This is a genomic window from Acinetobacter sp. V116_7 (assembly GCF_056735735.1).
This window is the reverse complement of record NZ_JBWZIF010000022.1, coordinates 1-22,676: the sequence shown is the minus strand read 5'-3', so window position 1 is coordinate 22,676 and position 22,676 is coordinate 1. Positions and strand designations below refer to the sequence as shown.

24 protein-coding genes are annotated in these 22,676 nt (G+C 39.7%); 19 read left to right on the top strand and 5 right to left on the bottom strand.

What is annotated here, in order from left to right; genetic code table 11:
* Positions 1–26: 26 nt before the first annotated feature.
* Entirely contained in the window at positions 27–1,052 is a 1,026-nt protein-coding gene (locus tag AC1PJP_RS09040) for a ferredoxin reductase (protein WP_479766842.1), read from the bottom strand.
* Positions 1,053–1,225: 173 nt separating this feature from the next.
* Here AC1PJP_RS09040 and AC1PJP_RS09035 point away from each other — a divergent pair, with 173 nt between their 5' ends.
* The gene (locus tag AC1PJP_RS09035) at positions 1,226–1,864 is read left to right on the top strand and encodes a TetR family transcriptional regulator (RefSeq protein ID WP_005308931.1); all 639 of its coding nucleotides are present in this window, start codon (positions 1,226–1,228) and stop codon (positions 1,862–1,864) included.
* Between the two features lie 137 nt (positions 1,865–2,001).
* Complete coding sequence (locus tag AC1PJP_RS09030) at positions 2,002–2,649, top strand: TetR/AcrR family transcriptional regulator (protein WP_005308928.1); 648 nt, start codon at positions 2,002–2,004, stop codon at positions 2,647–2,649.
* Positions 2,650–2,729: 80 nt separating this feature from the next.
* Here the strand turns inward: AC1PJP_RS09030 and AC1PJP_RS09025 are convergent, their stop codons facing one another.
* The gene (locus AC1PJP_RS09025; RefSeq protein WP_005308926.1) at positions 2,730–3,347 is read right to left on the bottom strand and encodes a thiol:disulfide interchange protein DsbA/DsbL; all 618 of its coding nucleotides are present in this window, start codon (positions 3,345–3,347) and stop codon (positions 2,730–2,732) included.
* A 180-nt stretch (positions 3,348–3,527) separates the two neighbouring features.
* Between AC1PJP_RS09025 and ubiG the strand changes: the two genes are divergently transcribed.
* The 12 genes from ubiG (at position 3,528) to AC1PJP_RS08965 (ending at position 14,481) form a co-directional block, all read left to right on the top strand.
* Positions 3,528–4,241, top strand: a complete 714-nt coding sequence (gene ubiG, locus AC1PJP_RS09020; protein ID WP_003655787.1) for a bifunctional 2-polyprenyl-6-hydroxyphenol methylase/3-demethylubiquinol 3-O-methyltransferase UbiG — start codon at positions 3,528–3,530, stop codon at positions 4,239–4,241.
* Positions 4,238–4,939, top strand: a complete 702-nt coding sequence (locus AC1PJP_RS09015) for an HAD family hydrolase (RefSeq protein WP_479766841.1) — start codon at positions 4,238–4,240, stop codon at positions 4,937–4,939. The genes ubiG and AC1PJP_RS09015 overlap by 4 nt, the downstream gene beginning before the upstream one ends.
* Before the next feature lie 68 nt (positions 4,940–5,007).
* On the top strand, positions 5,008–5,754 hold the full coding sequence (locus tag AC1PJP_RS09010; RefSeq protein WP_479766840.1) for a YciK family oxidoreductase: 747 nt from the start codon (positions 5,008–5,010) through the stop codon (positions 5,752–5,754).
* A gap of 216 nt (positions 5,755–5,970) precedes the next feature.
* Complete coding sequence (locus AC1PJP_RS09005) at positions 5,971–6,384, top strand: RcnB family protein (protein WP_004795500.1); 414 nt, start codon at positions 5,971–5,973, stop codon at positions 6,382–6,384.
* Between the two features lie 242 nt (positions 6,385–6,626).
* Positions 6,627–6,956 (top strand): RcnB family protein, encoded by a 330-nt coding sequence (locus tag AC1PJP_RS09000; protein WP_004640333.1) that lies wholly within the window; start codon positions 6,627–6,629, stop codon positions 6,954–6,956.
* 120 nt (positions 6,957–7,076) lie between these two features.
* A complete protein-coding gene (gene argA / locus AC1PJP_RS08995) occupies positions 7,077–8,432 on the top strand; it encodes an amino-acid N-acetyltransferase (protein ID WP_107882288.1) in 1,356 nt (451 codons plus the stop codon).
* A gap of 334 nt (positions 8,433–8,766) precedes the next feature.
* On the top strand, positions 8,767–9,735 hold the full coding sequence (locus AC1PJP_RS08990; RefSeq protein WP_479766839.1) for a sulfonate ABC transporter substrate-binding protein: 969 nt from the start codon (positions 8,767–8,769) through the stop codon (positions 9,733–9,735).
* Positions 9,736–9,807: 72 nt separating this feature from the next.
* The gene (locus AC1PJP_RS08985) at positions 9,808–10,791 is read left to right on the top strand and encodes a sulfonate ABC transporter substrate-binding protein (protein ID WP_199943958.1); all 984 of its coding nucleotides are present in this window, start codon (positions 9,808–9,810) and stop codon (positions 10,789–10,791) included.
* Between the two features lie 26 nt (positions 10,792–10,817).
* Positions 10,818–11,993, top strand: a complete 1,176-nt coding sequence (gene ssuD / locus AC1PJP_RS08980; RefSeq protein WP_479766838.1) for an FMNH2-dependent alkanesulfonate monooxygenase — start codon at positions 10,818–10,820, stop codon at positions 11,991–11,993.
* On the top strand, positions 11,990–12,787 hold the full coding sequence (gene ssuC, locus AC1PJP_RS08975; RefSeq protein WP_005308906.1) for an aliphatic sulfonate ABC transporter permease SsuC: 798 nt from the start codon (positions 11,990–11,992) through the stop codon (positions 12,785–12,787). Before ssuD ends, ssuC begins: the two co-directional genes overlap by 4 nt.
* Before the next feature lie 13 nt (positions 12,788–12,800).
* The gene (locus tag AC1PJP_RS08970) at positions 12,801–13,601 is read left to right on the top strand and encodes an ABC transporter ATP-binding protein (RefSeq protein WP_005308903.1); all 801 of its coding nucleotides are present in this window, start codon (positions 12,801–12,803) and stop codon (positions 13,599–13,601) included.
* Positions 13,602–13,860: 259 nt separating this feature from the next.
* Complete coding sequence (locus AC1PJP_RS08965; protein WP_013199284.1) at positions 13,861–14,481, top strand: TetR family transcriptional regulator C-terminal domain-containing protein; 621 nt, start codon at positions 13,861–13,863, stop codon at positions 14,479–14,481.
* 39 nt (positions 14,482–14,520) lie between these two features.
* Here AC1PJP_RS08965 and AC1PJP_RS08960 read toward each other — a convergent pair whose 3' ends face one another.
* Together AC1PJP_RS08960 and AC1PJP_RS08955 are read right to left on the bottom strand one after the other, a co-directional pair.
* Positions 14,521–15,087, bottom strand: coding sequence for a 5'-methylthioadenosine/S-adenosylhomocysteine nucleosidase family protein (locus AC1PJP_RS08960; protein ID WP_479766837.1), 567 nt, complete (start codon positions 15,085–15,087; stop codon positions 14,521–14,523).
* Positions 15,088–15,167: 80 nt separating this feature from the next.
* A complete protein-coding gene (locus AC1PJP_RS08955) occupies positions 15,168–16,301 on the bottom strand; it encodes a TDT family transporter (protein WP_192455671.1) in 1,134 nt (377 codons plus the stop codon).
* 207 nt (positions 16,302–16,508) lie between these two features.
* On the opposite strand from AC1PJP_RS08955, the gene ribF reads away from it, so the two are divergent.
* The 5 genes from ribF to AC1PJP_RS08930 all read left to right on the top strand — a co-directional run bounded on the left by ribF (position 16,509) and on the right by AC1PJP_RS08930 (position 22,094).
* A complete protein-coding gene (gene ribF, locus AC1PJP_RS08950) occupies positions 16,509–17,510 on the top strand; it encodes a bifunctional riboflavin kinase/FAD synthetase (RefSeq protein WP_192455670.1) in 1,002 nt (333 codons plus the stop codon).
* A gap of 61 nt (positions 17,511–17,571) precedes the next feature.
* Positions 17,572–20,409 (top strand): isoleucine--tRNA ligase, encoded by a 2,838-nt coding sequence (gene ileS, locus AC1PJP_RS08945; protein WP_111856273.1) that lies wholly within the window; start codon positions 17,572–17,574, stop codon positions 20,407–20,409.
* Positions 20,402–20,932 carry a signal peptidase II gene (gene lspA / locus AC1PJP_RS08940; protein ID WP_416716612.1) on the top strand — a complete coding sequence of 177 codons (531 nt, stop codon included), beginning with the start codon at positions 20,402–20,404 and terminating at the stop codon, positions 20,930–20,932. The genes ileS and lspA overlap by 8 nt, the downstream gene beginning before the upstream one ends.
* Position 20,933: 1 nt before the next feature.
* The gene (locus tag AC1PJP_RS08935; protein ID WP_004640310.1) at positions 20,934–21,416 is read left to right on the top strand and encodes an FKBP-type peptidyl-prolyl cis-trans isomerase; all 483 of its coding nucleotides are present in this window, start codon (positions 20,934–20,936) and stop codon (positions 21,414–21,416) included.
* A gap of 135 nt (positions 21,417–21,551) precedes the next feature.
* Positions 21,552–22,094, top strand: coding sequence for an NADPH-dependent FMN reductase (locus AC1PJP_RS08930; protein ID WP_416685733.1), 543 nt, complete (start codon positions 21,552–21,554; stop codon positions 22,092–22,094).
* 43 nt (positions 22,095–22,137) lie between these two features.
* On the opposite strand, the gene AC1PJP_RS08925 is transcribed toward AC1PJP_RS08930, so the two are convergent.
* Complete coding sequence (locus tag AC1PJP_RS08925; protein WP_151823192.1) at positions 22,138–22,449, bottom strand: ankyrin repeat domain-containing protein; 312 nt, start codon at positions 22,447–22,449, stop codon at positions 22,138–22,140.
* Positions 22,450–22,676: the final 227 nt, after the last annotated feature.

Here is a 22,676-nt window from a genome sequence, read left to right as displayed (position 1 = left end):
TCCTCAAATCTCTTTTATGTTTGTTTTTATAGATCAATAGTGACTGGGCTTAATGCCTGGTTCACGCATAACTTAATTGCACGATTGGGTTGATCGTCAATTTCGCCTGTTAATATATTCTGGGTGACACCACTGACTTTGGTACACGTACATTGGTTGCATACACCCATACGGCAACCATGCTGTGGACGTAAGCCAGCTTGCTCTGCACTGCTTAATAATGTTGTCGTCGCAATAAAGTTTTGTTGCGAGCGGCGAAATACGATGGGTTGTGCTTCATTAGACTGTTCGATTTGAACAGGCATGAAAAACTCTTGATGAAGCTGCGACTGAGCACTTTGCTGCGCATAAATTTCATTTGCCTGTTGCATCATGCCGTGGTGTCCACACACATACGTTGCGGTCTGTGCGTAATCAGGAACCAACTTTTGCAATAGGTCTTTAGTTAAATGCTGCTTTTGCTCAGCAGTATTAAAAAAATGATAGTGAAGCTCTGGATGCTTTACTGCCAAAGCTTTTAATTCAGCATGAAAAATTTCTGCACGATTAAAATAAATGACATGAATCTGTTTAAGCTGTTGTTTCAAAGCTTGCTGCAAAAGTGAATAAATTGCAGTAATACCACTACCTGAAGCGATTAAAATCGCGGGTTGCTGGCCTTGGTGCAAAGTAAAATCACCTTGGGCCTGTGAAATCTCAATGCACTCTCCGACATGTAATCGTTGAGCCGCACTAGATACCAAGCCTTGTACTTTAATACCTAAAGAGATTTCACCTTGAGGAGTTACTTCAATAATTGAATAACTGCGCTGTTGGTAAACTCCATCTATAAGTAGCGTTAATAGAATACTTTGCCCAGCACGTACCTGATCGAACTTAAAATTACGATTCGGTTTAAGCTTAATAAGTACCATATCAGTATGTAGAGACTGAACTGCGATAACTTCTGCAAGTACGCGTTTCCAAGCCCAAGTCACGTTAATTTTTTGCAAAACAAAATCAACGAAATCTTCTCGGACCAAATGTGGCTGATAACTAAGTGTTGCGTTCATACGTTCCTCTTTTGTATCTGGCTATTTATTTGAGTGAACACATGTTCGTATAGTGAACATATGTACACTATATTTATAACTGTTCACTCAGTCAACACTTGTTCACTATTTTTTTTATGAAAGTTTGCTCTTTTTTGTTAGACTCTGGCTCACGGTTTAAATAGGTTCTTTTAATGTCGATACGGGATGAACGAAAACAGCAAAGTCGTCAGGCACTTCTAGATGCAGCCTTGCATCTGAGCACGTCTGGGCGTTCGTTCAGTAGTATCAGTTTGCGTGAAGTTGCACGTGAAGTTGGTTTGGTACCGACAGCGTTCTATCGTCATTTTCAAGACATGGATGAACTCGGTAAGGAATTGGTTGACCAAGTTGCCCTGCATTTAAAAAGTGTTTTGCATCAACTAGGTCAAAGTTATTTACAACATAAATCGACTAAAACTCAGACCAGCATTGAGCTATTTGTTCAGGCGGTAAATCATAGCCCTAAGCAGTGGCAATTTATGATTTCCGAGCGTTGGGGTGGTTCAGAAACGGTTCGTGCAGCCATTGCTAGAGAAATCGAATTTCTGATTGAAGATCTAACAACTGATCTGACTAAACTCGAAAATTTTAAACATATTCAACAACCTCAAGACTTAAATGTCCTATCCACTATTTTGACTAACATGTCATTTACATGGGCAATGACGTGGCTCAACCTATCAAAACAATATCAAGGTGAACAGCTCAAGCTCCAACAAACTGCCTTTATTGAAAATGCCTCTACACAAGTTCGCTTACTGTTTAGAGGGATTGCAAACTGGGAACGGTAGAAGCGGCAAATGACAAAAAACAGGTTATGTGGTAATACGTAAAGAGAGAAAGAAAAAGGCTAAAAATTTCGAGAAAAGTCTTTTTCTTTTTACAGGAAGTAAATTATTAGTTAGGCCAAACTGGTGTGGGAATACCTATGAATCTTGATCGTCATACACAGTTTTTGATGCGCAAAGAAAAAATTCTAAGCGTGGCAGAAAAGTTGTTACTAGAAAACAATCAGGAAATTACTCTAGATGAGTTAGTGGCCGAGCTAGATATTGCTAAAGGCACTCTTTATAAGCATTTTAGAAGCAAAAATGAGCTTCTACTTGAGCTCATTATTCAAAATGAAAAGCAAATTTTAGAAATTTCTAAAAAATATAATACAGATTTCAAAGAATACGCCCCTCATTACATGCTTCACCATTTGCTTACCCCTGGAAAAACCATTTTATTGCATCAACTTGAAGAAAATCTGACAATGACAGAGTCTAAGTTGAAGCATCTTTTCGAAGAGCTTTATGAAATCCGCCAACAGCGTATTTTAGCAATTAAAGATATTACAGAAAATTATTTAAAATCATTAAATTATGACATGTCAATTCGTGATTATTTGTCTTATATCTGGTCACTGACTTATGGTGCATCACTGCTTTTAAATTCTACGTATTATCAGCGCTCTATTGGTTCTCGCCAAAAATTAATTAATTTATATATTAATCAGGCATTATCGCTGCCCACTCAGACTGTTAATTTTGATGTTTTAAATTTTCAAATTGAAGATGAAAATAAGCAAAATTAATTGCAATATTTCGTGATAATTAACTCAATATAAAAATGGGCTTCATATGAAGCCCATTTTTGAAGTAAAGCCTAAACAACTTATTTTGCTTTACGTTCTTTCTCAATTAAATAATTAAGAACTTGAGTGACTTTACCATCTTCACCCTGCACAACATATTTACCATTCACGACAACTGCAGGTACGCCTGTTAATTGGTATTGTTGAGCAAGTTTATTTGACTCGGCAACTTTTGCAGTTACTGCAAATGAGTTGTAAGTGCTATTAAATTTCTGTTCAGGCACGCCATAACGAGTAAAGAACTTCGCCGCAGAAGCCTGATCAAAAATTTGCTGACCATTCACCTGAATCGCATGGAACAACGGTAAATGCGTGCGTTTACGCACACCTAATGCCTCAGATGTATAATAGGTACGCGCCCCTTGTTCCCATACTTTGTTCATAGCAGCAGGTGTACGTACAAAACGCACATCGTTAGGAATCTGTTTTAACCACGTTTGCATATGCGGTTCAAGTTTAAAACAGTGTGGACATCCATACCAAAAGAACTCTCGAACTTCGATTTTCCCCGGAACTTCCACTTTGCCTGGATTAGCAATCACGGTGTAGTCTTTACCAGCAACAAAATCTGCTGCCATTACACTACCCGATACGGCCATAATTGCTGCGCTTAAACCACCCAAAACCAATTTTTTCATTGCTACAGCTTTTCCTCTAAGTTGTTATGCATTAGCTTATGCTCTAAATATAAAACAAATATGCTAAATTCGTTTTGCTTCTGTGAAGTTTTTTATTGGGTTTATCGCTTTTTTCCCAATAATCGCTACACTAACGGCGAACTATATCCAAAAAGATAACCCAAGTTTAGAGGTAGCACCATGTCGCAATTGAATGTTGATTTACAAGAAATCGCAAAGTTTGAAGCACTTGCTGCCAAATGGTGGGATCAACATTCTGAATTTCGCCCACTTCATCAAATTAATCCACTACGTTTAAACTGGATTGATGAGCGTGTAGGCGGCCTTGCTGGTAAAAAAGTACTTGATGTCGGTTGTGGTGGCGGTATTTTGGCAGAGAGCATGGCACGTCGTGGCGCAGATGTACTTGGTATTGATATGGGTGAAGCACCGCTAGCTGTTGGCCGTTTGCATGCTCAGCAAGACAATGTTCAAAATATTGAATATCGCCAAATTCCTGTAGAGGAATTAGCACAAGAGCAAGCAGGTCAATACGATGTGGTCACTTGCATGGAAATGATGGAACACGTTCCAGATCCAGCATCTATTGTAAGAGCTTGTCAGGCTTTGGTTAAACCGGGTGGTCATGTGTTCTTCTCAACCATTAACCGTAACCCAAAATCTTATTTATTTGCCATTATTGGCGCAGAATACGTACTACGCATGTTGCCAAAAGGTACACATGACTATCATAAATTTATTCGACCATCTGAAATGGCACATGACATTCGTAATGCAGGTCTTACTCTAAAAGAAATGACAGGACTGCACTACAACCCACTGACCAAGCATTACTGGTTAGCGCCAAATGTTGACGTTAATTATATGGTTCACACGATAAATACAGGTGCATGATGAAAGCTGTTTTATTTGATTTAGACGGTACTCTTATCGATACGGCTGCCGACTTCATTCGTATTATTCAGCAAATGTGCCGTGATGAAAGACGCCCAGTTGTTGATGCCGACCTCATTCGCACTCAGGTTTCTGAAGGTGCACGTGCAATGGTTAAATTGGTCTATCCAGAACTGGATGTGGCCAATCCAATTTTCTTGGCACATCGTCAAAACTTTTTAGATATTTACGGCAATAATATTGTGGTTGATACAGATCTGTTTGAAGGTATGTATCAACTTTTAGAAGAGTTAGAAGCTCAGCAAATTCCGTGGGGTATTGTGACCAATAAACCACGCGGATTAAGTGAATCTCTTTTAGAAAAGTTAAATCTGACCGAACGCTGTGCGGTTTTAGTGTGTCCTGAAGATGTCAGTAAAACCAAGCCAGATCCAGAACCAATGTATTTGGCGGCTAAACAGTTGAATATCCCAGCAAATGAAATTATCTATGTGGGTGACCATCCACGCGATATTGATGCTGGTCGCAATGCCGATATGTATACTATTTTGGCTGCATATGGCTATTTACCAATCGAACATCGTGATGATCTTGCTGCATGGCAGGCCGACTCGATTGTAAATACGGTGACAGAATTACACCATATGTTACGTCAAAAGCTTCCTGCTCTACAGGAAAATCAGCGTATGATAAGTTAAGCTAAGAGTTTTATAGGCTTTTTTAACAGTTGTTTGTTTTATCAATATAAAAAGAAGGAGGTTTACCAATGAAATATTCAGAATACCAACCTCGTCCGGATCTACTCAAAGATCGAATTATTTTAATCACCGGTGCTGGCGATGGAATTGGGCGAGCTGCCGCTCTGACTTATGCCCTACATGGTGCGACCGTTGTACTGCATGGTAGAACCTTAAATAAACTTGAAGTTATTTATGATGAAATTGAAAGTCTGGGTGCACCGCAACCAGCGATTTTGCCATTACAACTTTCGAGTGCTTCTGACCGTGATTATGACTTTTTAGTCCATACGCTCGAAAAGCAGTTTGGACGCCTAGACGGTATTTTGCATAATGCAGGTATTTTAGGTGAACGCGTAGAGCTCGCACATTATCCAACCGAAACTTGGGATGATGTCATGGCTGTTAACCTACGCGCGCCTTTTGCTTTGACTCAAGCATTATTACCACTTTTGCAAAAATCAGAAAATGCCTCTGTTGTATTTACCAGTTCGGGTGTAGGCCGTGAAGCACGTGCTTTATGGGGCGCATATTCTGTCTCAAAAATTGCAATTGAAGCGGTGAGCAAAATTTTTGCAGCGGAACATACTTATCCTAATATCCGTTTTAACTGCATTAATCCAGGTGCAACACGTACTGCAATGCGTGCTAAAGCCTATCCACAAGAAGATCCGAAAACATTACCTACACCAGAGTCGATCTTGCCTGCTTATCTCTATTTAATGGGTGAAGATAGCTTGGCACTCAATGGTCAAAGTATTGATGCACAGGATTAAAAGTTAAAGATGAAAAGCTAAAGAAAATTACAGCCGATCATCAAATCTGGCTTGCCTATACCTGAAAAGATATATTCAAGCCTTTTTTATTATTGATAAAAACTCTTGATCTATCCGTAATTTTAATTGAACCATTAAATGATCTTCACAGTTTCTCTGCATTTTGCGCGTAGAGTATTCAACATGAGAGACATCAGATGTAAACGAGGATGCATCATGAAAAAGTTGTTCACAATCTTAACCCTTTCCATAGCCGTACTCACCACAAGTATGGCGAGCTTTGCTGATCCTCCTTTTGACCGAGGCCATGGCCCCAAAGGTCCTAAAGGTGGAGGACCACGCGGTGAATGGAACGATCGTGGGCCAGGATTTGGACGTGATCATGATGAAGATCGTGTCCGTGACGAGCGCCGTATGCGCGAAGAACGTGGTTTTGAACGGCTTAAACAGCATCGCTGGCAGCCTGGTTATGTTATGCCACAGCACTATCGTGGCAATGGCTATAAAGTTGACTATAAAGATAGTAACTTGCCAAAACCAGACCGTAATCAGCAATGGTACAAAATCAACAATGACTATATTTTAGTCGACACCGATTCTAATAGTATTGTGAGTATTCGTGGTTTTTAAAGCGATAGAACCTCGCTATCGCTGAGCAAAAAGGATAAAGCCTTATGGTTTTATCCTTTTTTTATTACTTATAGATTTAAAAAAAACAAATAGATTTTTATATTCTAATATTTCATATTTTCTTAATTTCTTCTTATTTCATCGTTAGTTTTCACATTTATTCTTCGTAGCCTCCACGATTTATCTGTAATTGTTCACTAATCTTTAGTTATTGAAATTTAATTCATCACTCGAGGTTTACAATGAAAAAACTAACAACTGCGATTGTTCTTTCACTTAGTGGTTTAGTTGCAACAACAGCAATGGCAGCACCAAACGATCATAATCACCATGGCAACTACCAAAACCATGAAGTAAAAACCGTTAAAGTAATTAAAAAAGACGACCATCGTAATGTTTGGCGAGCAGGTCAAGTTGTACCCCGTGAATATCAACACTCACGTTATGTGATTGACTATCGTCAGCATCAAAAATTAACGAAACCGGGTCGCTACCAAAAATGGTACAAAGTGAACGGAAATTATGTGCTGGTAAATGAACAAAGCCATAAAATCATTAGAGTGGTTCACTAATTTAAAAAAATTTAAACACCCAAACTTAGATTTGGGTGTTTTTTTATCTAAAACATGCGGCTTTAATCTTTTTTGTTTAGAATCATCTTTATATCTTTTTGCTGTTGATTCGAGATCGGTATGCCAAGCAAGTCTTTAGAAAAGTCGCATAATAACCCCCAGCATTATGTACACTGGTTTCGACACTCAGCACCCTACATTAATGCTCACCGCGATAAAACATTCGTACTGATGTTTGGTGGTGAAGCAGTCCGTCATCCTAATTTCGAACATATCATTCATGATATCGCGTTACTTCATTCTCTTGGTATTCGCTTAATTCTTGTGCACGGCGCCCGTCCGCAAATTAATCAAAATCTTAAAGAGAAAGGAATTGAAACTCCTTTTTATGACAATAGCCGTATTACCACACGCGAATCTTTAAGCTGTGTCATGAGTGCCGTAGGCTCTATTCGCCTAGAAATTGAAGCATTGCTTTCTATGGGCTTAGCAAACTCACCCATGTACGGCGCTCGAATCGATGTGGTATCAGGTAATTTTGTGACTGCTAAACCCTATGGCATTCGTGATGGCATGGATTTCCAGCTTACAGGTGAAGTTCGCTCAATAGACACCGATGCAATTGAACGACACCTCGATAATCATAATATTGTGTTACTCGGGCCAACAGGTTACTCCACTACAGGCGAAGTCTTTAACTTACGAGCAGAAGAAGTTGCGACCAAAACTGCAACTTATCTAAAAGCAGATAAACTGATTTTTCTTGGGGAGCAACAAGGTCTTCTGAATGAAGATGAACAAATATTACGTGAATTAAGCCCACATCAACTAGACTACTATATTCAACAATATCAAACCATTAGTCCAACACTAACCCTGCATTTGCAACAAGCAAAAAAAGCGTCTTTATCAGGTGTACACCGCGTTCATCTCATTTCCTATGCCTATGATGGCGCCCTTCTCGAAGAGTTATTTACTCGAGATGGTATAGGCACCATGATTACCGATGCGCATTATGAAGAAGTTCGTACCGCCCATATTAAAGATGTGGGTGGTTTAATGAATTTATTGCGTCCCTTGGAAGAAGAAGGCATTTTGGTTTATCGTTCACGTGAACGTCTGGAGCAAGAAATCAGCCAGTTCGCTGTTATTGAACGCGACGGTATGATTCTAGCGTGTGCTGCGCTTTATCCAATTCCAACCGAATTTAACGAAACTCGTTCTGCAGAAATTGCCTGTGTTGCAGTGCATCCAAGTTATCGTAAATCAAACCGTGGTAGCCAAATTCTGCAATTTCTTGAAGAAAAAGCCAAAGAACAAGGTATTCGTCAGTTATTCGTTTTAACAACGCGTACCGCTCACTGGTTTTTGGAACATGGTTTTCATCAGGTCAGCGTTGATGAATTACCTAATGCCCGTCAGGCACTCTATAACTATCAAAGGAATTCTTTAGTCTTTAAGAAACTGCTTCCCTAGCCTTTGCTCTTTTTAAGATATTCTTATTTCAGATAAGCTTAGTTAAAAAAGTACAACCATAAACGCTATTAATTTATGGTTGTACTTTTTTTAAATCTCTATTTTTAATGTTTTAATATTTTTTTATTTTATTTACATCAACTTACTCCTAATTTATTAAATATATTTCTATTAGATAAATCACTTTTTTGCATAAGTTTATAGCCTATTGTTTTTAGCTTTTTTTTGCATAAATAAAGACCGAATACTTATTTTTTCTGAAATAAAAATCCCTTTAGGGTATCTGCTCATCCAATTATTTTTTCTTTTTCTCTTTCGGGGAGCACGAAATCTCATGGCACTTTTCAACACCACTTCATGGGCAAAATATTCAGTCATCGCAGCCAGCCTTGCAGGAGTGATGATGTTAAGTGGTTGTGCCAAAAAAGAGGAACAGGCCACCACAACTTTAAATATTGGCTATCAAAAATATGGCATTCTTCCTATTTTAAAGGCTCGTGGTGACCTAGAAAAAGTACTAAGAGAACAAGGCGTGCAAGTAAAATGGGTCGAGTTTCCTGCTGGCCCTCAATTGCTTGAAGGCTTAAATGTAGGGAGCGTTTCACTCGGTGAAGCAGGTGAAGCACCACCTATTTTTGCTCAAGCGGCCAATCCAAATTTAGTCTATGTCGCAAACCAACCTGCTGCGCCAAAAGCCGAAGCATTATTGGTACAAAAAGACTCTCCAATCCACTCTATTAAAGATTTAAAAGGCAAACGTGTTGCTCTTAATAAAGGTTCGAATGTTCATTACCTATTATTAAAAGTTCTAGAAGCCAACAACTTAAGCTTAAGTGACATTCAACCAGTTTATTTACCGCCATCAGACGCTCGTGCTGCTTTTGAAAAAGGTGCAGTAGATGCATGGGTCATTTGGGATCCGTTCTTTGCAGCAGCTGAACATCAAATTCAAGCTCGAGTTTTAGCGACTGGTGAAAATTTAGTAAGCAATCATCAGTTCTATCTAGCTGACCGTAAATTTGCAGAAAATAATCCAAAAGTTCTCAATACAGTTGTTCAAACTCTTAACCAGACAACTGAATGGGTGAGTTCACATCAGGATGAAGCTGCCAAGCTACTCGAAAAACCTACAGCACTTGAGTTTGATGTACTGAAAACTTCCATTTCACGTATGGGTTTTGGAGTTCAGCCAATCTCTGACAAGGTGGCACAAGAACAACAACAAGTAGCTGATGCCTTTTATGCGCAAAAGCTCATTCCTAACAAGCTCACCATTCAAGAAGCCATTTTAAAACTGAAATAAACCCAGCTTGGGCACGGCTTAAATAATCCTATAAATGCTGTGCCTGACCTCAAGGGGAACAAGGATATCAATATGCAACATCAGTCATTATTTAATAAGAGTCAGTGGGCACAACTAGCTAAACGCATCAGTGCAGTCACTGTATTAGGTTTAACAATCGCAGCGCCAGCTTGGGCAATTGATCCAACAGTGAAAGAACTTCGTATTGGTTTTCAAAAAAGTTCGATTAACTTTGCGATTGCCAAACAGCAAAAACTATTTGAACAAGAATTTCCAAATGCCAAAGTTACTTGGAATGAGTTTCCTGCTGGACCACAAATTTTAGAAGCTTTGGCTGTCGGTTCCCTTGATATCGGAGTTACTGGAGACACCCCTCCAGTCTACGCACAAGCAGCTGGAAAGCCTTTATATTACATTGCCTATGAAGCAGCTAAACCATTAGCATCAGCAATTTTAGTTCCTAAGAGCTCGCAGCTCAAACAACTTAAAGACCTTAAAGGCAAACGTATTGCGCTGCAAAAAGGTTCGAGCTCACATTACTTACTTGTACAAGCTGTACGTAAAGCAGGCCTAAACTGGAGTGACATTACTCCGATCTGGCTTACACCTGCCGATGCTCGCGCAGCATTTCAAAAAGGTGCTGTTGATGCATGGGCCATTTGGGATCCTTACTTCGCTTCAGCACAACTAGAAGATCAAGCTCGTGTTCTTGCATCAGGTAAAGGCTTAAGCCCGAACTATACATTTTATTTAGCAGCTCCAGACTTTGTTAAACAACATCCGAAAGCTGTTTCTGGACTCATCAAACAAATCAATCAAGCTGACAAATGGGTTCAAAGCCATCAAGCAGAAACGGCAACAGCCATTGGCCAAAGCACAGGACTGAAGCCTGCAACCAGTGACTTATTTATTAAACGCCGTCCTCGTCCCTCATCAGCCGCTCCGCTGAACAGCAAAGTGATTGCTGAGCAGCAGCAACTCGCAGACATTTTTACTCAACAAGGCATCATTCCAAAGCCAATCAGCATCAAACAAGCTGTTTGGATTGCCAAGTAATTTCAATAGACATATAGGTAATGCACATGAAAATTTTCTGGTTTATTCCTACCCACGGTGATAGTCGCTATTTAGGTACAAGTAAAGGCGCTCGTCAGGTTGACCATGCCTATATGAAGCAAATTGCTGTAGCGGTAGATAATTTAGGTTACGAAGGTGTACTTATTCCAACAGGTCGTTCATGTGAAGATCCTTGGATTACGGCAGCTAGCCTGATTGATGCAACTCAACACCTTAAATTTTTAGTTGCGTTACGTCCAGGAGTAACAACACCGGCTTTGGCAGCTCGTATGGCTGCAACATTTGACCGCTTGTCGAATGGTCGTGTGTTACTTAACCTAGTGACTGGTGGTGATGAGGCCGAACTACGCGGCGATGGTTTATATGAAGATCACTCAACGCGTTATCAAACTGCAAATGAATATGTAAAAATCTGGCGTGAAATTTTGACGCGTTCACATACGGGTGAAGCTTTTACATTCCATGGTGAACGCTTACAAGTAGATGATGCAAAACTACTTTACCCACCTGTTCAAAAGCCTTATCCGCCACTTTGGTTCGGTGGCTCTTCAGAAGTCGCTGTCGATCTTGCAGCTGAGCAAGTCGATACTTACCTTACATGGGGTGAACCACCAGAAGCAGTTAAACAAAAAGTCGAACATGTTCGTGCCAAAGCTGAGGCTAAAGGTCGTAAATTAACTTATGGCATTCGCTTGCATGTGATTGTTCGCGAAACCAACGAACAAGCTTGGGCAGCAGCGAACGAACTTATTCAATATCTTGATGATGCAACTATTGCTGCAGCACAGAAAAAATTTGCACAAATGGACTCTGTAGGTCAACAGCGTATGGCAGCTCTCCACGGCGGTAACCGAGACAAGCTTGAAGTATCTCCAAACCTTTGGGCCGGTATTGGTTTAGTCCGTGGTGGTGCTGGTACAGCACTTGTAGGTGACCCAGAAACAGTTGCTGCCCGCATTCAGGAATATGCTGATTTAGGTATCGATACTTTTATTTTCTCGGGCTATCCACATCTTGAAGAGTCAATCCGTTTTGCAGAGTTGGTCTTCCCGTTATTACCAATCGAAACTCGCGCTAAACTTGCTCAGCCAAATTTAACCGGTCCATTCGGTGAAATTATTGCCAACAACTATGTTCCAGACGAGAAGAAGCAAAATAGTTCCGTCAAGGAGCCTGCATGAGCAAAGACGAAAGTATTGTTTCACGTGGAACAAAACAAATCGGGCAGCGTTTGCTGCCTTGGATTTTCCCTATTGTTCTATTGGTTGTTTGGCAAATTGCCTCAAGTTCGGGTCTTTTAGAGAACCGAATTTTGCCTGCACCGACTGCTGTAGTCTCCGCTTTTTGGCACCTACTCGTTAGCGGCGAATTATGGCATCACGTTAAGGTAAGTGCTGGTCGCGCTTTGATTGGTCTTTTGGTTGGTGGTGGCTTAGGTCTGCTCTTAGGTTTACTTAATGGCTCTTCACGCTTCGCCTCTACCCTGCTCGATACAACCTTGCAAATGATTCGTAACATCCCAGCATTAGCACTTATTCCACTCGTAATCTTGTGGTTCGGTATTGATGAAACAGCGAAATTATTCTTGGTTGCAGTAGGCGTTTTCTTCCCGATTTATATTAATACCTATCACGGTATTCGGTCAGTTGACCCTCAATTGATCGAAATGGGTAAAAGTTACGGCCTTTCTCGCTGGCAGCTTTACAAAGAAATTATTCTGCCAGGTGCAATGCCTTCTATTTTAGTAGGTCTACGCTTTGCTTTAGGTTTGGTTTGGGTATTGCTCATTGTTGCTGAAACCATTTCAGCTCAAGCAGGTATTGGTTATATGACCATGAATGCACGTGAGTTTTTACAAACAGATGTAGTTCTGGTCGGTATTCTTCTTTACGCCTTACTAGGCAAACTAGCCGATGTTTTAGCCCAGCTTTTAGAACGCTATTTACTACGTTGGCACTCTGGATATCAGAAATAAGGGAGCTTAGAACATGACAAATCTGAATTTAAATATTAATCAGAATGAAGTGCAGCTCATTCCGGAAGAACCAACAGAATCTCAAGAACCTGTATTAGGTGCAGAGATTCTGATTGAGCAACTTTATAAATTCTATGGCGAGGTAAAGGTCCTTGAAGATCTTGACCTACACATCCAGCCTGGTGAGTTTTTAGCAATTGTTGGTCGAAGTGGCTGTGGCAAAAGTACGTTACTACGTTTAATTGCTCAACTTGAAAAAGCCAGTTTTGGAGAAATCAAATTCAAATCTGCTCGACATTTGCGTGAAGGCATTACTAACGATGATATTCGAGTAATGTTCCAAGACCCACGCCTACTTCCTTGGAGGAATATCCTTCAAAATGTTCAACTGGGTTTACCTAAAGCCCAACATGCTTTAGCAGAAGAATTACTGGAAAAAGTGGGTTTAAAAGAAAAATCAGGGCAATGGCCTTCACAACTCTCTGGTGGCCAACGTCAGCGTACAGCCTTAGCACGTGCACTATCGCATACACCACGCATTTTATTGCTTGATGAGCCTTTAGGTGCATTAGATGCTCTAACTCGGCTTGAGATGCAAAGCTTGATTGAGCGCTTGTGGAAAGAACAAGGTTTTACTGCCATTTTAGTCACACACGATGTAAGTGAAGCAGTGCAATTAGCTGACCGTATTATCTTATTAGATAAGGGCCAGATTGCTCAAAGTTTCCAAGTTAATCTTCCACGCCCGCGTAAAAAGAGCATTACTTTTGCCCAACTTGAACAACAAGTACTCGATGCAGTTTTGGCAACTTAAGATTACGATGAGTAATCAGAAATGCTCAGCCAAAAAATGCCCAATTTACGAGCAATAAAACTGCTGTTTTATTGCTCTTTTTTAGGGCGAAATTTAAAAAATATTTTTAAGAATAACAATAAACTAGTGAATCTCTCTATTTTTTGCACAATAGTATATCTATTACGCAAATAACTAGCCGTTTTTTGATTAAAAAAGCAAGACACCTGTGCACAAATCAAACAATTTCCCTTACAATGGGAGTATTATTTTTTTAATTATGCAGCAGATGGAACAAAAAAAGAGTACCCAAAAGCGCAATCAGCTTCTTGCTGCCGCCCTTGACGTATTTTCAGTCTATGGGTTCACTGGCGCAAGTCTGGATGAAATTGCCCAACTCGCCGACATGCATAAGTCGAATATTTTCTATTACTACGAAAATAAAGAGTCTTTATACGTAGAAGTGCTCACAACCGTTTTACAAAAATGGTTGGCTCCCTTACAAACTTTAGAAGCTGAATTAGAACCAGCCGAAGCCTTATCTCACTATTTAATACAAAAAATCGAACTGTCTCGTAGCCAACCGAAAGCATCTAGATTGTTTGCATTAGAAATCATTCAAGGCGCTCCGCATATTTTACCTATACTCAAAGGACCATTAAAAAAACTATTTAAGCGCAAAGCCAAAGTCATTCAGACGTGGCAAGAAGAGGGAAAGATTTCACCAGATATCGACCCGGAATTATTAATCTTAAACATTTGGGGCCTTACGCAAAACTATGCAGATTTTGCGACCCAAATGGAAATGGTGACTGGAAAAACATTGCGTAACCGAAGCATGTTCCAACGCTCAATTGAGCATACAGTCCACCTTATGCTCTACGGCGTATTGCCTCGTTAAAACCCAAAAAAAAGATCGGCAAATTTGCCGATCTTTTTTTTAGAAGTGATTTTGATAAAGCGCTAAAAGTTTTTTAGCACCTAATAATAAATTTTCTTCCCAATCTACATGTGCAGTGTCATCTGCACCATCAGTAATATATTTCACCGAAATCAGGCGTACACCTAACTTATGGCAGACTTTGGCTAAGGCATATCCTTCCATATCCACTACATCACAAGCTACTTTTGGCTGACCCGTTTCAAATGAATCTCCAGTTCCACAAATTGCTTTTGGCAAATCAGCAAAATGTGATTGAAGATGAATTTCAGCTGGCAAGTGATCATCTAACGGCGTTACACCTACTTCAAACCCTAGGGGTGAAACATCCATATCACGTTGTACAAAAGTCTTTACCTCGACTAAATCATGTCGATTAAACGCAGAGCTTCCAGCTGTACCTAGATTAATTAAAGTTTTACAGCCAGTTTTTTGAATAACCTCAAATGCTTTAAAGGCAGCATTAATCTTACCAATACCACTGTAATGGACTTCAACACCTGCCTGTTCAAACAAACCTTTAGATTCATTAGGAAGTGCCATAATTAAAGCAATATCAGTGTTCATTCAAAAAGCTCAAATCAAAATTAAATAAATTAGAAAATAAGTATAAATCAGGTGCAAAAGCTTTTTGCACCTTTTCATCATTACTGCATTTTTTGTTGTAAGGCGATTAAACACGGAGAAAAGAACAGTTGGCCGCTATATGCGCCTGCTAGCGTTTTCTTCATTACCACACCCCACATTGTCAATAATAAAAGGCTCAGTGCAACAGCAACATATTGTAAAAATACGATTTCAACCTGATGTCCTAAATTAAATAGCGCCAGAATAAATACACCTAATGGAAAGGTTAAGCCCCACCAACCCAAATTAAATGGAATACCTGTCTTTGCGTGACGAAGCGTTGTTAAAATTGCAAGACCCAGCCACCATAACCCGAAGCCTAAAAGCACGAGACTACCTACAACTCCTAAAGCTTGAAAGACATTCGCAAATTGGTGAAATCCTACATTTGCTGCCACTCTTTGTGCCTGCTCTCCTAGCAATAAGAGACCTAAAGCACCTGTACCAATCGGTCCTAAAGACAACCAGCTAGAAATTGCGACTTCTTTTCCCGGTAACTGATGTAAAGCCATACGCAGCATTAAAATTGTCAAAATAGCGAATGCGGGTAAAACAGAAATCCCCCAAAGTACGTAGCCCGCCATTAATAAATGAAAGCTATGCAAATCTGCTTGTAAATGAGCTACTAACATGCCCGCAGAACTTGCTGCTACTTCACATGCAACCACCGGTAAAAGCCAGATTGCAGTCATGGTATGTAGCTGATGGTTCTGACGGCTAAACATACAAAACGGTACGATCCACGCAATTGCTAGTGCTAAAAAGACATCGATGTACCATAAAGCTTGAGCAATATGTATGGCAATTTCACCGTAAAGCCCCACACCGAAGCTTAAAAAGCCATTTAGTATTGTAGCGAGCCCCATCGGAATAGCGCCTAAAAACAAGCTCATATTGGGATGGTTAAATATTTGCTTCGCTTCATGAGGGAAAAGAAACCACCGCAATAAATAAAGAACTGAAAAAACGCTGAATAAAACAATATTAAATTGCCATAACAAAGTTGCTAACGTGAATAAAAATGATGGAGCAAATGGAAGCTGAATTAAAATCATACTTACCACGCCAGTACCCATAGTCGCTGTAAACCAATTTGGAGTAAAATGTCGTATAACATCTTTGCTATGATTTAATTGGTAAAAGGGTTTTTTCATTTTAGTTCTCTAATCAAAGAGTGGATAAAGATATAGTAGAGCAAACCATTAATAAGAAAAATTGATTTATTTTTATTTAATTCATCAATATTTTAGATATACAAATATTCATGTTGAAAAATAACTGAGTAAAAACACAACAACAAGACGAATCTGTGAGATTATGGCAATATATAGCCCTTGCAAAAATAGCCATATTTTAAGTTCATGAAACTGCTTCGTCTTAATGCGTTATCGCCCAATTTTCAGTTACCTCAAACAGCGGTAACTATTGGTAATTTTGATGGTGTCCATTTAGGTCACCAAGCGATGATTGCTCAACTCAAAAAAATTGCTGCAGCACAAGGCTTAAAAACATTGGTTATGATTTTTGAGCCACAACCTCTTGAATTCTTTAAAGGCTACGATGCCCCTCCTCGTATTAATTCACTACGAGAAAAAGTTGAATACCTAACTGAGCTTGGGGTTGATTACATTGCAGTTGCTAAATTTGATCAGCATTTCCGTAGTATGAGCGCGTCAGCCTTTGCAGACTTATTAAAAGATAAATTAAACGCGCAGTCTTTAGTTTTAGGAGATGACTTTCATTTCGGTAAGGACCGTCAAGGCAACAGTGAATTTTTAAAAGATTACGGATTTGGGGTCACAAATTTACATACGATTGAGCTTGAAGGTGAACGCGTAAGTTCAACTCGTATTCGCCAAGTGCTTCAGGTAGGAAATCTTGCCTTAGCTGCTAAATTATTAGGCCGTCCTTACAGTATTACCGGACGTGTTCAATATGGCGACCAGATTGGCCGAACTCTGGATTTTCCAACGATTAACGTTCGCCTCAACCGCCACAAGCCATGTTTAAATGGGATTTATGGTGTTGAGGTCATTTGTGAAACAACCTCACTTACTCAAAAAGTGCGTCAAGATACACCCGAAAAACCGGGAATTGCCGGATATCATGAAAACAGCCTCTATGGCGCAGGGCATGTCGGTACACGTCCAGCCATTCAGCAAGAACATCCAGAGTGGAGATTAGAAGTACATTTCCCTGATGTTTCTGCTAATCTGTATGGCTTATTTATGCGGGTGACTTTCCTTCACTATCTTCATGGTGAATTGAACTACCCTTCGCTTGAGGCACTTAAGGCAGGAATTGATAATGACGTGCAGCAGTTACGACAATACCGTAACGACACGACACAATTTCCTTTTTAATTCGAATTTTGATTGTAAAACATGTCGGCTCCCTAGCTGATTAAACTGGATGAAAACTTGCATGAGCGATAAGCAAACTCCTGAGAATGCAGTGGACTACAAAGCCACGCTAAACCTGCCGGATACTCAATTTGCAATGAAAGCAAATTTGGCAGTACGTGAAGTGAAATGGTTAGAAGAGTGGTATACCGACAACATTTATCAGCAGATTCGTGCATCGCGTATTGGCAAGAAAAAATATATTTTGCACGATGGCCCTCCATATGCGAACGGTACAATTCACTTAGGTCACGCAGTCAATAAAGTACTCAAAGACGTGATTGTAAAAAGCCGTACTTTGGCAGGTTTCGATGCACCTTATGTTCCGGGTTGGGACTGTCATGGCTTGCCAATTGAGCTAAAAGTTGAAGAAAAAGTAGGTAAAGTTGGCGAAAAAGTTGACGCAGCGACTTTCCGTAAACTCTGTCGTGAATATGCTCTAAAACAAATTGATTTACAGCGTACTGACTTTAAACGTCTTGGTATTTTAGGTGATTGGGATAATCCTTATCTCACCATGAACTATAAACAAGAAGCCGATATTGTTCGTACTTTAGGCTTAATCCAGAAAAATGGCCATATCCAGCCGGGCTTAAAGCCAGTGAACTGGTGTATGGACTGTGGTTCAGCACTTGCCGAAGCTGAAGTTGAATATGAAGATAAAAAATCTGACGCAATTGATGTTGGTTTTGGTGTTGTAGATCTTAAAGATTTAAGTGCCCGTTTAAACGTAGAAGTTCAAGACCCAACTGATATTGTGATCTGGACGACTACGCCGTGGACATTACCTGCTAACCAAGCAGTTGCATTGCATGCCGAAATTGAATATCAATTGGTACAAGTGACTACTGAGCGTGGTAAGCAAAACTTCATTCTTGCTAAAGACTTAGTTGCTTCAGCAATTGAACGTTACAAGCTTGAAAACCCAGTTGTTTTAGCTGACTTTACAGGTTCAGCTCTTGAAAACCTTACTTTACAACACCCTTTACTTACCGATCGTCAAGTTCCAGTAATTTTGGGGGAACACGTTATTGCAACAAGCGGTACAGGTGCAGTACATACAGCGCCTGGTCATGGTGCAGACGACTATAAAGTAGGTCTTCAATACAACCTTAAAGTAGACAATCCAGTCGGTGGTAACGGTGTTTATTTACCAACTGCTCCAATCTATGCTGGTGAGCACATCTATAAAGCCAATCCAAAGATTATTGAAGCTTTAGGTGCTGTAGGCCGTTTATGGGCTCATCAACCAATTAAACACAGTTACCCACACTGCTGGCGTCATAAGACTCCTATTATTTTCCGTGCTACACCACAATGGTTCATTAGCATGGATCAAAAAGGCTTACGTGAAGGCGCGCTTAACGCGATTGAAAACGATATCGAGTTTGTACCGAACTGGGGTAAAAACCGTATTGAATCAATGATTGAAGGTCGTCCGGACTGGTGTATCTCACGTCAACGTACTTGGGGTGTTCCAATTCCTTTCTTCGTTCATAAAGATACGAATGAATTACATCCTCGTACACCTGAACTCATCGAAGAAGTTGCTCAACTGATCGAACAAGAAGGTATCGAAGCATGGTTCAAACGTGAAGCAAAAGACTTCATAGGTGAAGATGCTGAACAATATAATGCTGTTCGCGATACGCTTGATGTATGGTTCGACTCTGGTACAACACATTACGCTGTACTTGAGCAACGTGAAGAATTAGAAAGCCCTGCTGATTTATATTTAGAAGGTTCAGACCAACACCGTGGTTGGTTCCAATCTTCTTTATTAACGTCTATGGCAATTCACAATCGTGCACCATATAAAGCCTTGTTAACACATGGTTTTACAGTGGATGAAAACGGTCGTAAGTTGTCGAAATCTTTAGGCAACTACATTCCGCTTGAAGAAATCATCAAACAGCTTGGTGCTGATGGTTTACGTCTATATGTAGCTTCTAGCGACTATCGCTATGAAATTGCAGCGTCTAAAGAAATCTTTAACCGTGTAAGTGATAGCTACCGTCGTATTCGTAATACCCTACGTTTCTTGCTTGCGAACCTAAATGGTTTCAAACCAAGTACAGATGCTTTAGCAGTAGATGATCTTATCGCTCTTGATCAATACATCTTGCAACGTGCGAATGAAGTACAACAAACGATTATCACTGCTTACGAAGAAATGAACTTCCATGTCGTGTGTAGTGCGTTAACAAGCTTCTGTATTAATGACTTAGGTGGTTTCTACCTAGACATCATCAAAGACCGTCAATATACGACTAAGGCTGACTCACAAGCACGTCGCTCTGCACAAACAGCGCTTTATCATATTGTCCAAGCATTTATCCGTTGGATGAGCCCAATCTTAAGCTTTACCGCTCAAGAAGCTTGGCCACTGATTCCAGAACAAACTGAAAAGTATGTATTTACTTCAGAATGGTATGACTTACCTGTTTCATCAAAAGCAAACTTGCTTTCTGAAGAAGATTGGCAAACATTGATTAGCGTAAAATCTGCAGTAAATAAACAGATTGAAGCAGCTCGTAACGCTAAACTTGTCGGCAGTAATCTTTCAGCCAAAGTTGAACTTTGGGCAAATGAATCATTACAAACAGTTTTAAACCAACTGGCTGATGAACTCCGTTTTGTTCTTATTACTTCGCAAGTAGTAGTACATCCATTTGCTGAGCAAGGTGAAGCAACTGAAATGGAAGGCTTACGTGTACAAATATCTGCAGCTGAAGGTGAAAAATGTGCACGTTGTTGGCACGTCCTTCCAGATGTAAATACACATGCCGATCATCCTGGTTTATGTGGTCGTTGTATTGTGAACGTCACTGGTCGTGGCGAAGTGAGAAAATATGCCTAATTCACAAGCTAAAAAAGGCTTATTCCAGTTTTATCCACACAATCTCATTTGGCTTGGACTTTCTGTCCTTGCCATTGTGTTGGATCAATGGACAAAATGGATTGCAAGTACACATCTGAATTACGCAGATCCAGTGCCTGTGCTTCCATTTTTAAACTGGACACTATTACATAACTATGGTGCAGCCTTTAGCTTTTTATCTGATGCAGGAGGATGGCAGCGCTATTTCTTCACATCTTTAGCAGGCTTAGTTTCAATCCTTTTTGTATTTTGGTTGCTTCGTATGCCTAAAAAAATGATGGTGCTACCTGTAGCCATCGCTTTAATTTTAGGTGGAGCTTTAGGCAATTTAATTGACCGTATTACCCTAGGTTATGTAGTCGATTTCATTCATGTTTATTACCAAAATCATCACTTTCCAGCTTTTAACATTGCGGACAGTGCCATTACCTTAGGTACCATCTTGCTACTCATCGATACATTCTTCCTTGAGAAGCAACGCAACCAAAATTCGGATGCATAATATGACCGAAATTATCCAACCTAACGAAGAAATTCGTATTACAGACGGCTCTAAAGTCGATCTACACTTTTCTGTCGCTATTGAAAATGGTGTAGAAATCGATAACACACGTAACCGTGAAGAACCTGTTACATTGACTATTGGTGACGGAAATCTTTTACCTGGCTTTGAAAAAGCATTATTTGGTTTACGTGCTGGTGACCGCCGTACAGTACATCTTCCACCAGAAGATGCATTTGGTCCATGGAATCCGGAAAATATTCAAACTTTCGATACAGTTAAGTTTGAACAACGCCCTATTCCTGGTCATATGATTGAGTTCGAAGATAAGGCAAAAACAACTTTATTCGGTGTAGTGAAGTCAGTTAATGATGACATTACAGAAATTGATTTTAATCACCCGTTAGCTGGGAAAAACATTACCTTTGAAGTAGAAATATTCAAGGTTACTCCTGAAGGCCAACAAGGCATTAAACTCATGTAAATAAAAAGCCCTCTCAATGAGGGCTTTTTTATTATCCAATTTTTTTCATAACATAAGAATCCTTACAAATTCTATATTCTCAGCTACCCATGTAATGAATTAAGTTATAAGTATAAAAATCCTTGGGAAAAATACATGCTGGTCTATATTGTCGTGGGAAGTGTCCGTGAAGGACGTACAGCAATCAAAATTGCCAATTGGGTAGAATTAACAATCCCAACATTGGGTCTAAGTGATTTCCAAACCGAAGTAGTCGATTTAAAAGAATGGGATTTACCTCTATTTTCAGGATCTCATCCACCCGCTACCGGAATTTATGATCAACCTAAACAACAAGAATGGGCAGACAAAATTGCTCAAGCAGATGCTTTTATCTTTATTAGCCCAGAATACAACCATGGTTACAGCCCAGCTCTAAAAAATGCTCTGGACTATGTAGGCAAAGAATGGAGTGGTAAACCAGCTGCATTTATTGGTTATGGTTCAACGAATGGTTCTCGATCTATTAGCCAAATACGTCAAGTCACCTCAAGTTTAAGTATCATTGATCCCAATGCTGTAATAGAGATACGAGATATCTTTAAACGCAATAAAGATGAAAAATTCGAAGCTAATGAGTTTGAAGTAAAAGGGCTTCAATCAATTGTTGAGAAACTACAGAAATATCACTTATCTTAAATTTAAAAAAGGCCTCTACAAACAAAATAGGGGCCTTTTATTTTTATAAACTTTTTAAATAATTTACTACGTCTATATTACCAGCCATTTCTGCGAGCTGTAGTGCTGTATATTCGCTTTTATAAGCAACTTGAGCACCTTTTCCTACCAAGAGTTTAACTATCTCTAAATGATCATTTTCAGCAGCTGCTTGCAAAGCACTATAGCCTTCATCGTCTGCCTGATTGGGATCTTGCCCTTCTAAAAGCAGTTGCTCTACCTGATCTAGATCACCTAAAGAAGCCCAATAGATTAATTCAGGAAGAGAGAGTTCTTCATCATCTTCAGGTATTGAAGAGAAAGAATTAATTTTCACGTAAACACCTAAAAATAAGAAACTTCATCATTATTATATTCATATAACATGCTTGATATGCAAATCTGATTTTAAAGCTGTACTTTCACTAGCTTAAACTCTTCAATTAATTTAATTTCCCATAAAAAAACACCCCCAACTGTTAAGTTGGGGGTGTTAGAATAATGAGCTGGCGATGACTTACTCTCACATGGGAAACCCCACACTACCATCAGCGCTAAGAGGTT

What these genes read in the sequence shown, in the direction of transcription:
- AC1PJP_RS09040 (WP_479766842.1), bottom strand. Translation starts at nt 1,052, where the DNA reads ATGAACGCAACACTTAGTTATCAGCCACATTTGGTCCGAGAAGATTTC.
- AC1PJP_RS09035 (WP_005308931.1), top strand. Translation starts at nt 1,226, where the DNA reads ATGTCGATACGGGATGAACGAAAACAGCAAAGTCGTCAGGCACTTCTA.
- AC1PJP_RS09030 (WP_005308928.1), top strand. Translation starts at nt 2,002, where the DNA reads ATGAATCTTGATCGTCATACACAGTTTTTGATGCGCAAAGAAAAAATT.
- AC1PJP_RS09025 (WP_005308926.1), bottom strand. Translation starts at nt 3,347, where the DNA reads ATGAAAAAATTGGTTTTGGGTGGTTTAAGCGCAGCAATTATGGCCGTA.
- ubiG (WP_003655787.1), top strand. Translation starts at nt 3,528, where the DNA reads ATGTCGCAATTGAATGTTGATTTACAAGAAATCGCAAAGTTTGAAGCA.
- AC1PJP_RS09015 (WP_479766841.1), top strand. Translation starts at nt 4,238, where the DNA reads ATGATGAAAGCTGTTTTATTTGATTTAGACGGTACTCTTATCGATACG.
- AC1PJP_RS09010 (WP_479766840.1), top strand. Translation starts at nt 5,008, where the DNA reads ATGAAATATTCAGAATACCAACCTCGTCCGGATCTACTCAAAGATCGA.
- AC1PJP_RS09005 (WP_004795500.1), top strand. Translation starts at nt 5,971, where the DNA reads ATGAAAAAGTTGTTCACAATCTTAACCCTTTCCATAGCCGTACTCACC.
- AC1PJP_RS09000 (WP_004640333.1), top strand. Translation starts at nt 6,627, where the DNA reads ATGAAAAAACTAACAACTGCGATTGTTCTTTCACTTAGTGGTTTAGTT.
- argA (WP_107882288.1), top strand. Translation starts at nt 7,077, where the DNA reads ATGCCAAGCAAGTCTTTAGAAAAGTCGCATAATAACCCCCAGCATTAT.
- AC1PJP_RS08990 (WP_479766839.1), top strand. Translation starts at nt 8,767, where the DNA reads ATGGCACTTTTCAACACCACTTCATGGGCAAAATATTCAGTCATCGCA.
- AC1PJP_RS08985 (WP_199943958.1), top strand. Translation starts at nt 9,808, where the DNA reads ATGCAACATCAGTCATTATTTAATAAGAGTCAGTGGGCACAACTAGCT.
- ssuD (WP_479766838.1), top strand. Translation starts at nt 10,818, where the DNA reads ATGAAAATTTTCTGGTTTATTCCTACCCACGGTGATAGTCGCTATTTA.
- ssuC (WP_005308906.1), top strand. Translation starts at nt 11,990, where the DNA reads ATGAGCAAAGACGAAAGTATTGTTTCACGTGGAACAAAACAAATCGGG.
- AC1PJP_RS08970 (WP_005308903.1), top strand. Translation starts at nt 12,801, where the DNA reads ATGACAAATCTGAATTTAAATATTAATCAGAATGAAGTGCAGCTCATT.
- AC1PJP_RS08965 (WP_013199284.1), top strand. Translation starts at nt 13,861, where the DNA reads ATGCAGCAGATGGAACAAAAAAAGAGTACCCAAAAGCGCAATCAGCTT.
- AC1PJP_RS08960 (WP_479766837.1), bottom strand. Translation starts at nt 15,087, where the DNA reads ATGAACACTGATATTGCTTTAATTATGGCACTTCCTAATGAATCTAAA.
- AC1PJP_RS08955 (WP_192455671.1), bottom strand. Translation starts at nt 16,301, where the DNA reads ATGAAAAAACCCTTTTACCAATTAAATCATAGCAAAGATGTTATACGA.
- ribF (WP_192455670.1), top strand. Translation starts at nt 16,509, where the DNA reads ATGAAACTGCTTCGTCTTAATGCGTTATCGCCCAATTTTCAGTTACCT.
- ileS (WP_111856273.1), top strand. Translation starts at nt 17,572, where the DNA reads ATGAGCGATAAGCAAACTCCTGAGAATGCAGTGGACTACAAAGCCACG.
- lspA (WP_416716612.1), top strand. Translation starts at nt 20,402, where the DNA reads ATGCCTAATTCACAAGCTAAAAAAGGCTTATTCCAGTTTTATCCACAC.
- AC1PJP_RS08935 (WP_004640310.1), top strand. Translation starts at nt 20,934, where the DNA reads ATGACCGAAATTATCCAACCTAACGAAGAAATTCGTATTACAGACGGC.
- AC1PJP_RS08930 (WP_416685733.1), top strand. Translation starts at nt 21,552, where the DNA reads ATGCTGGTCTATATTGTCGTGGGAAGTGTCCGTGAAGGACGTACAGCA.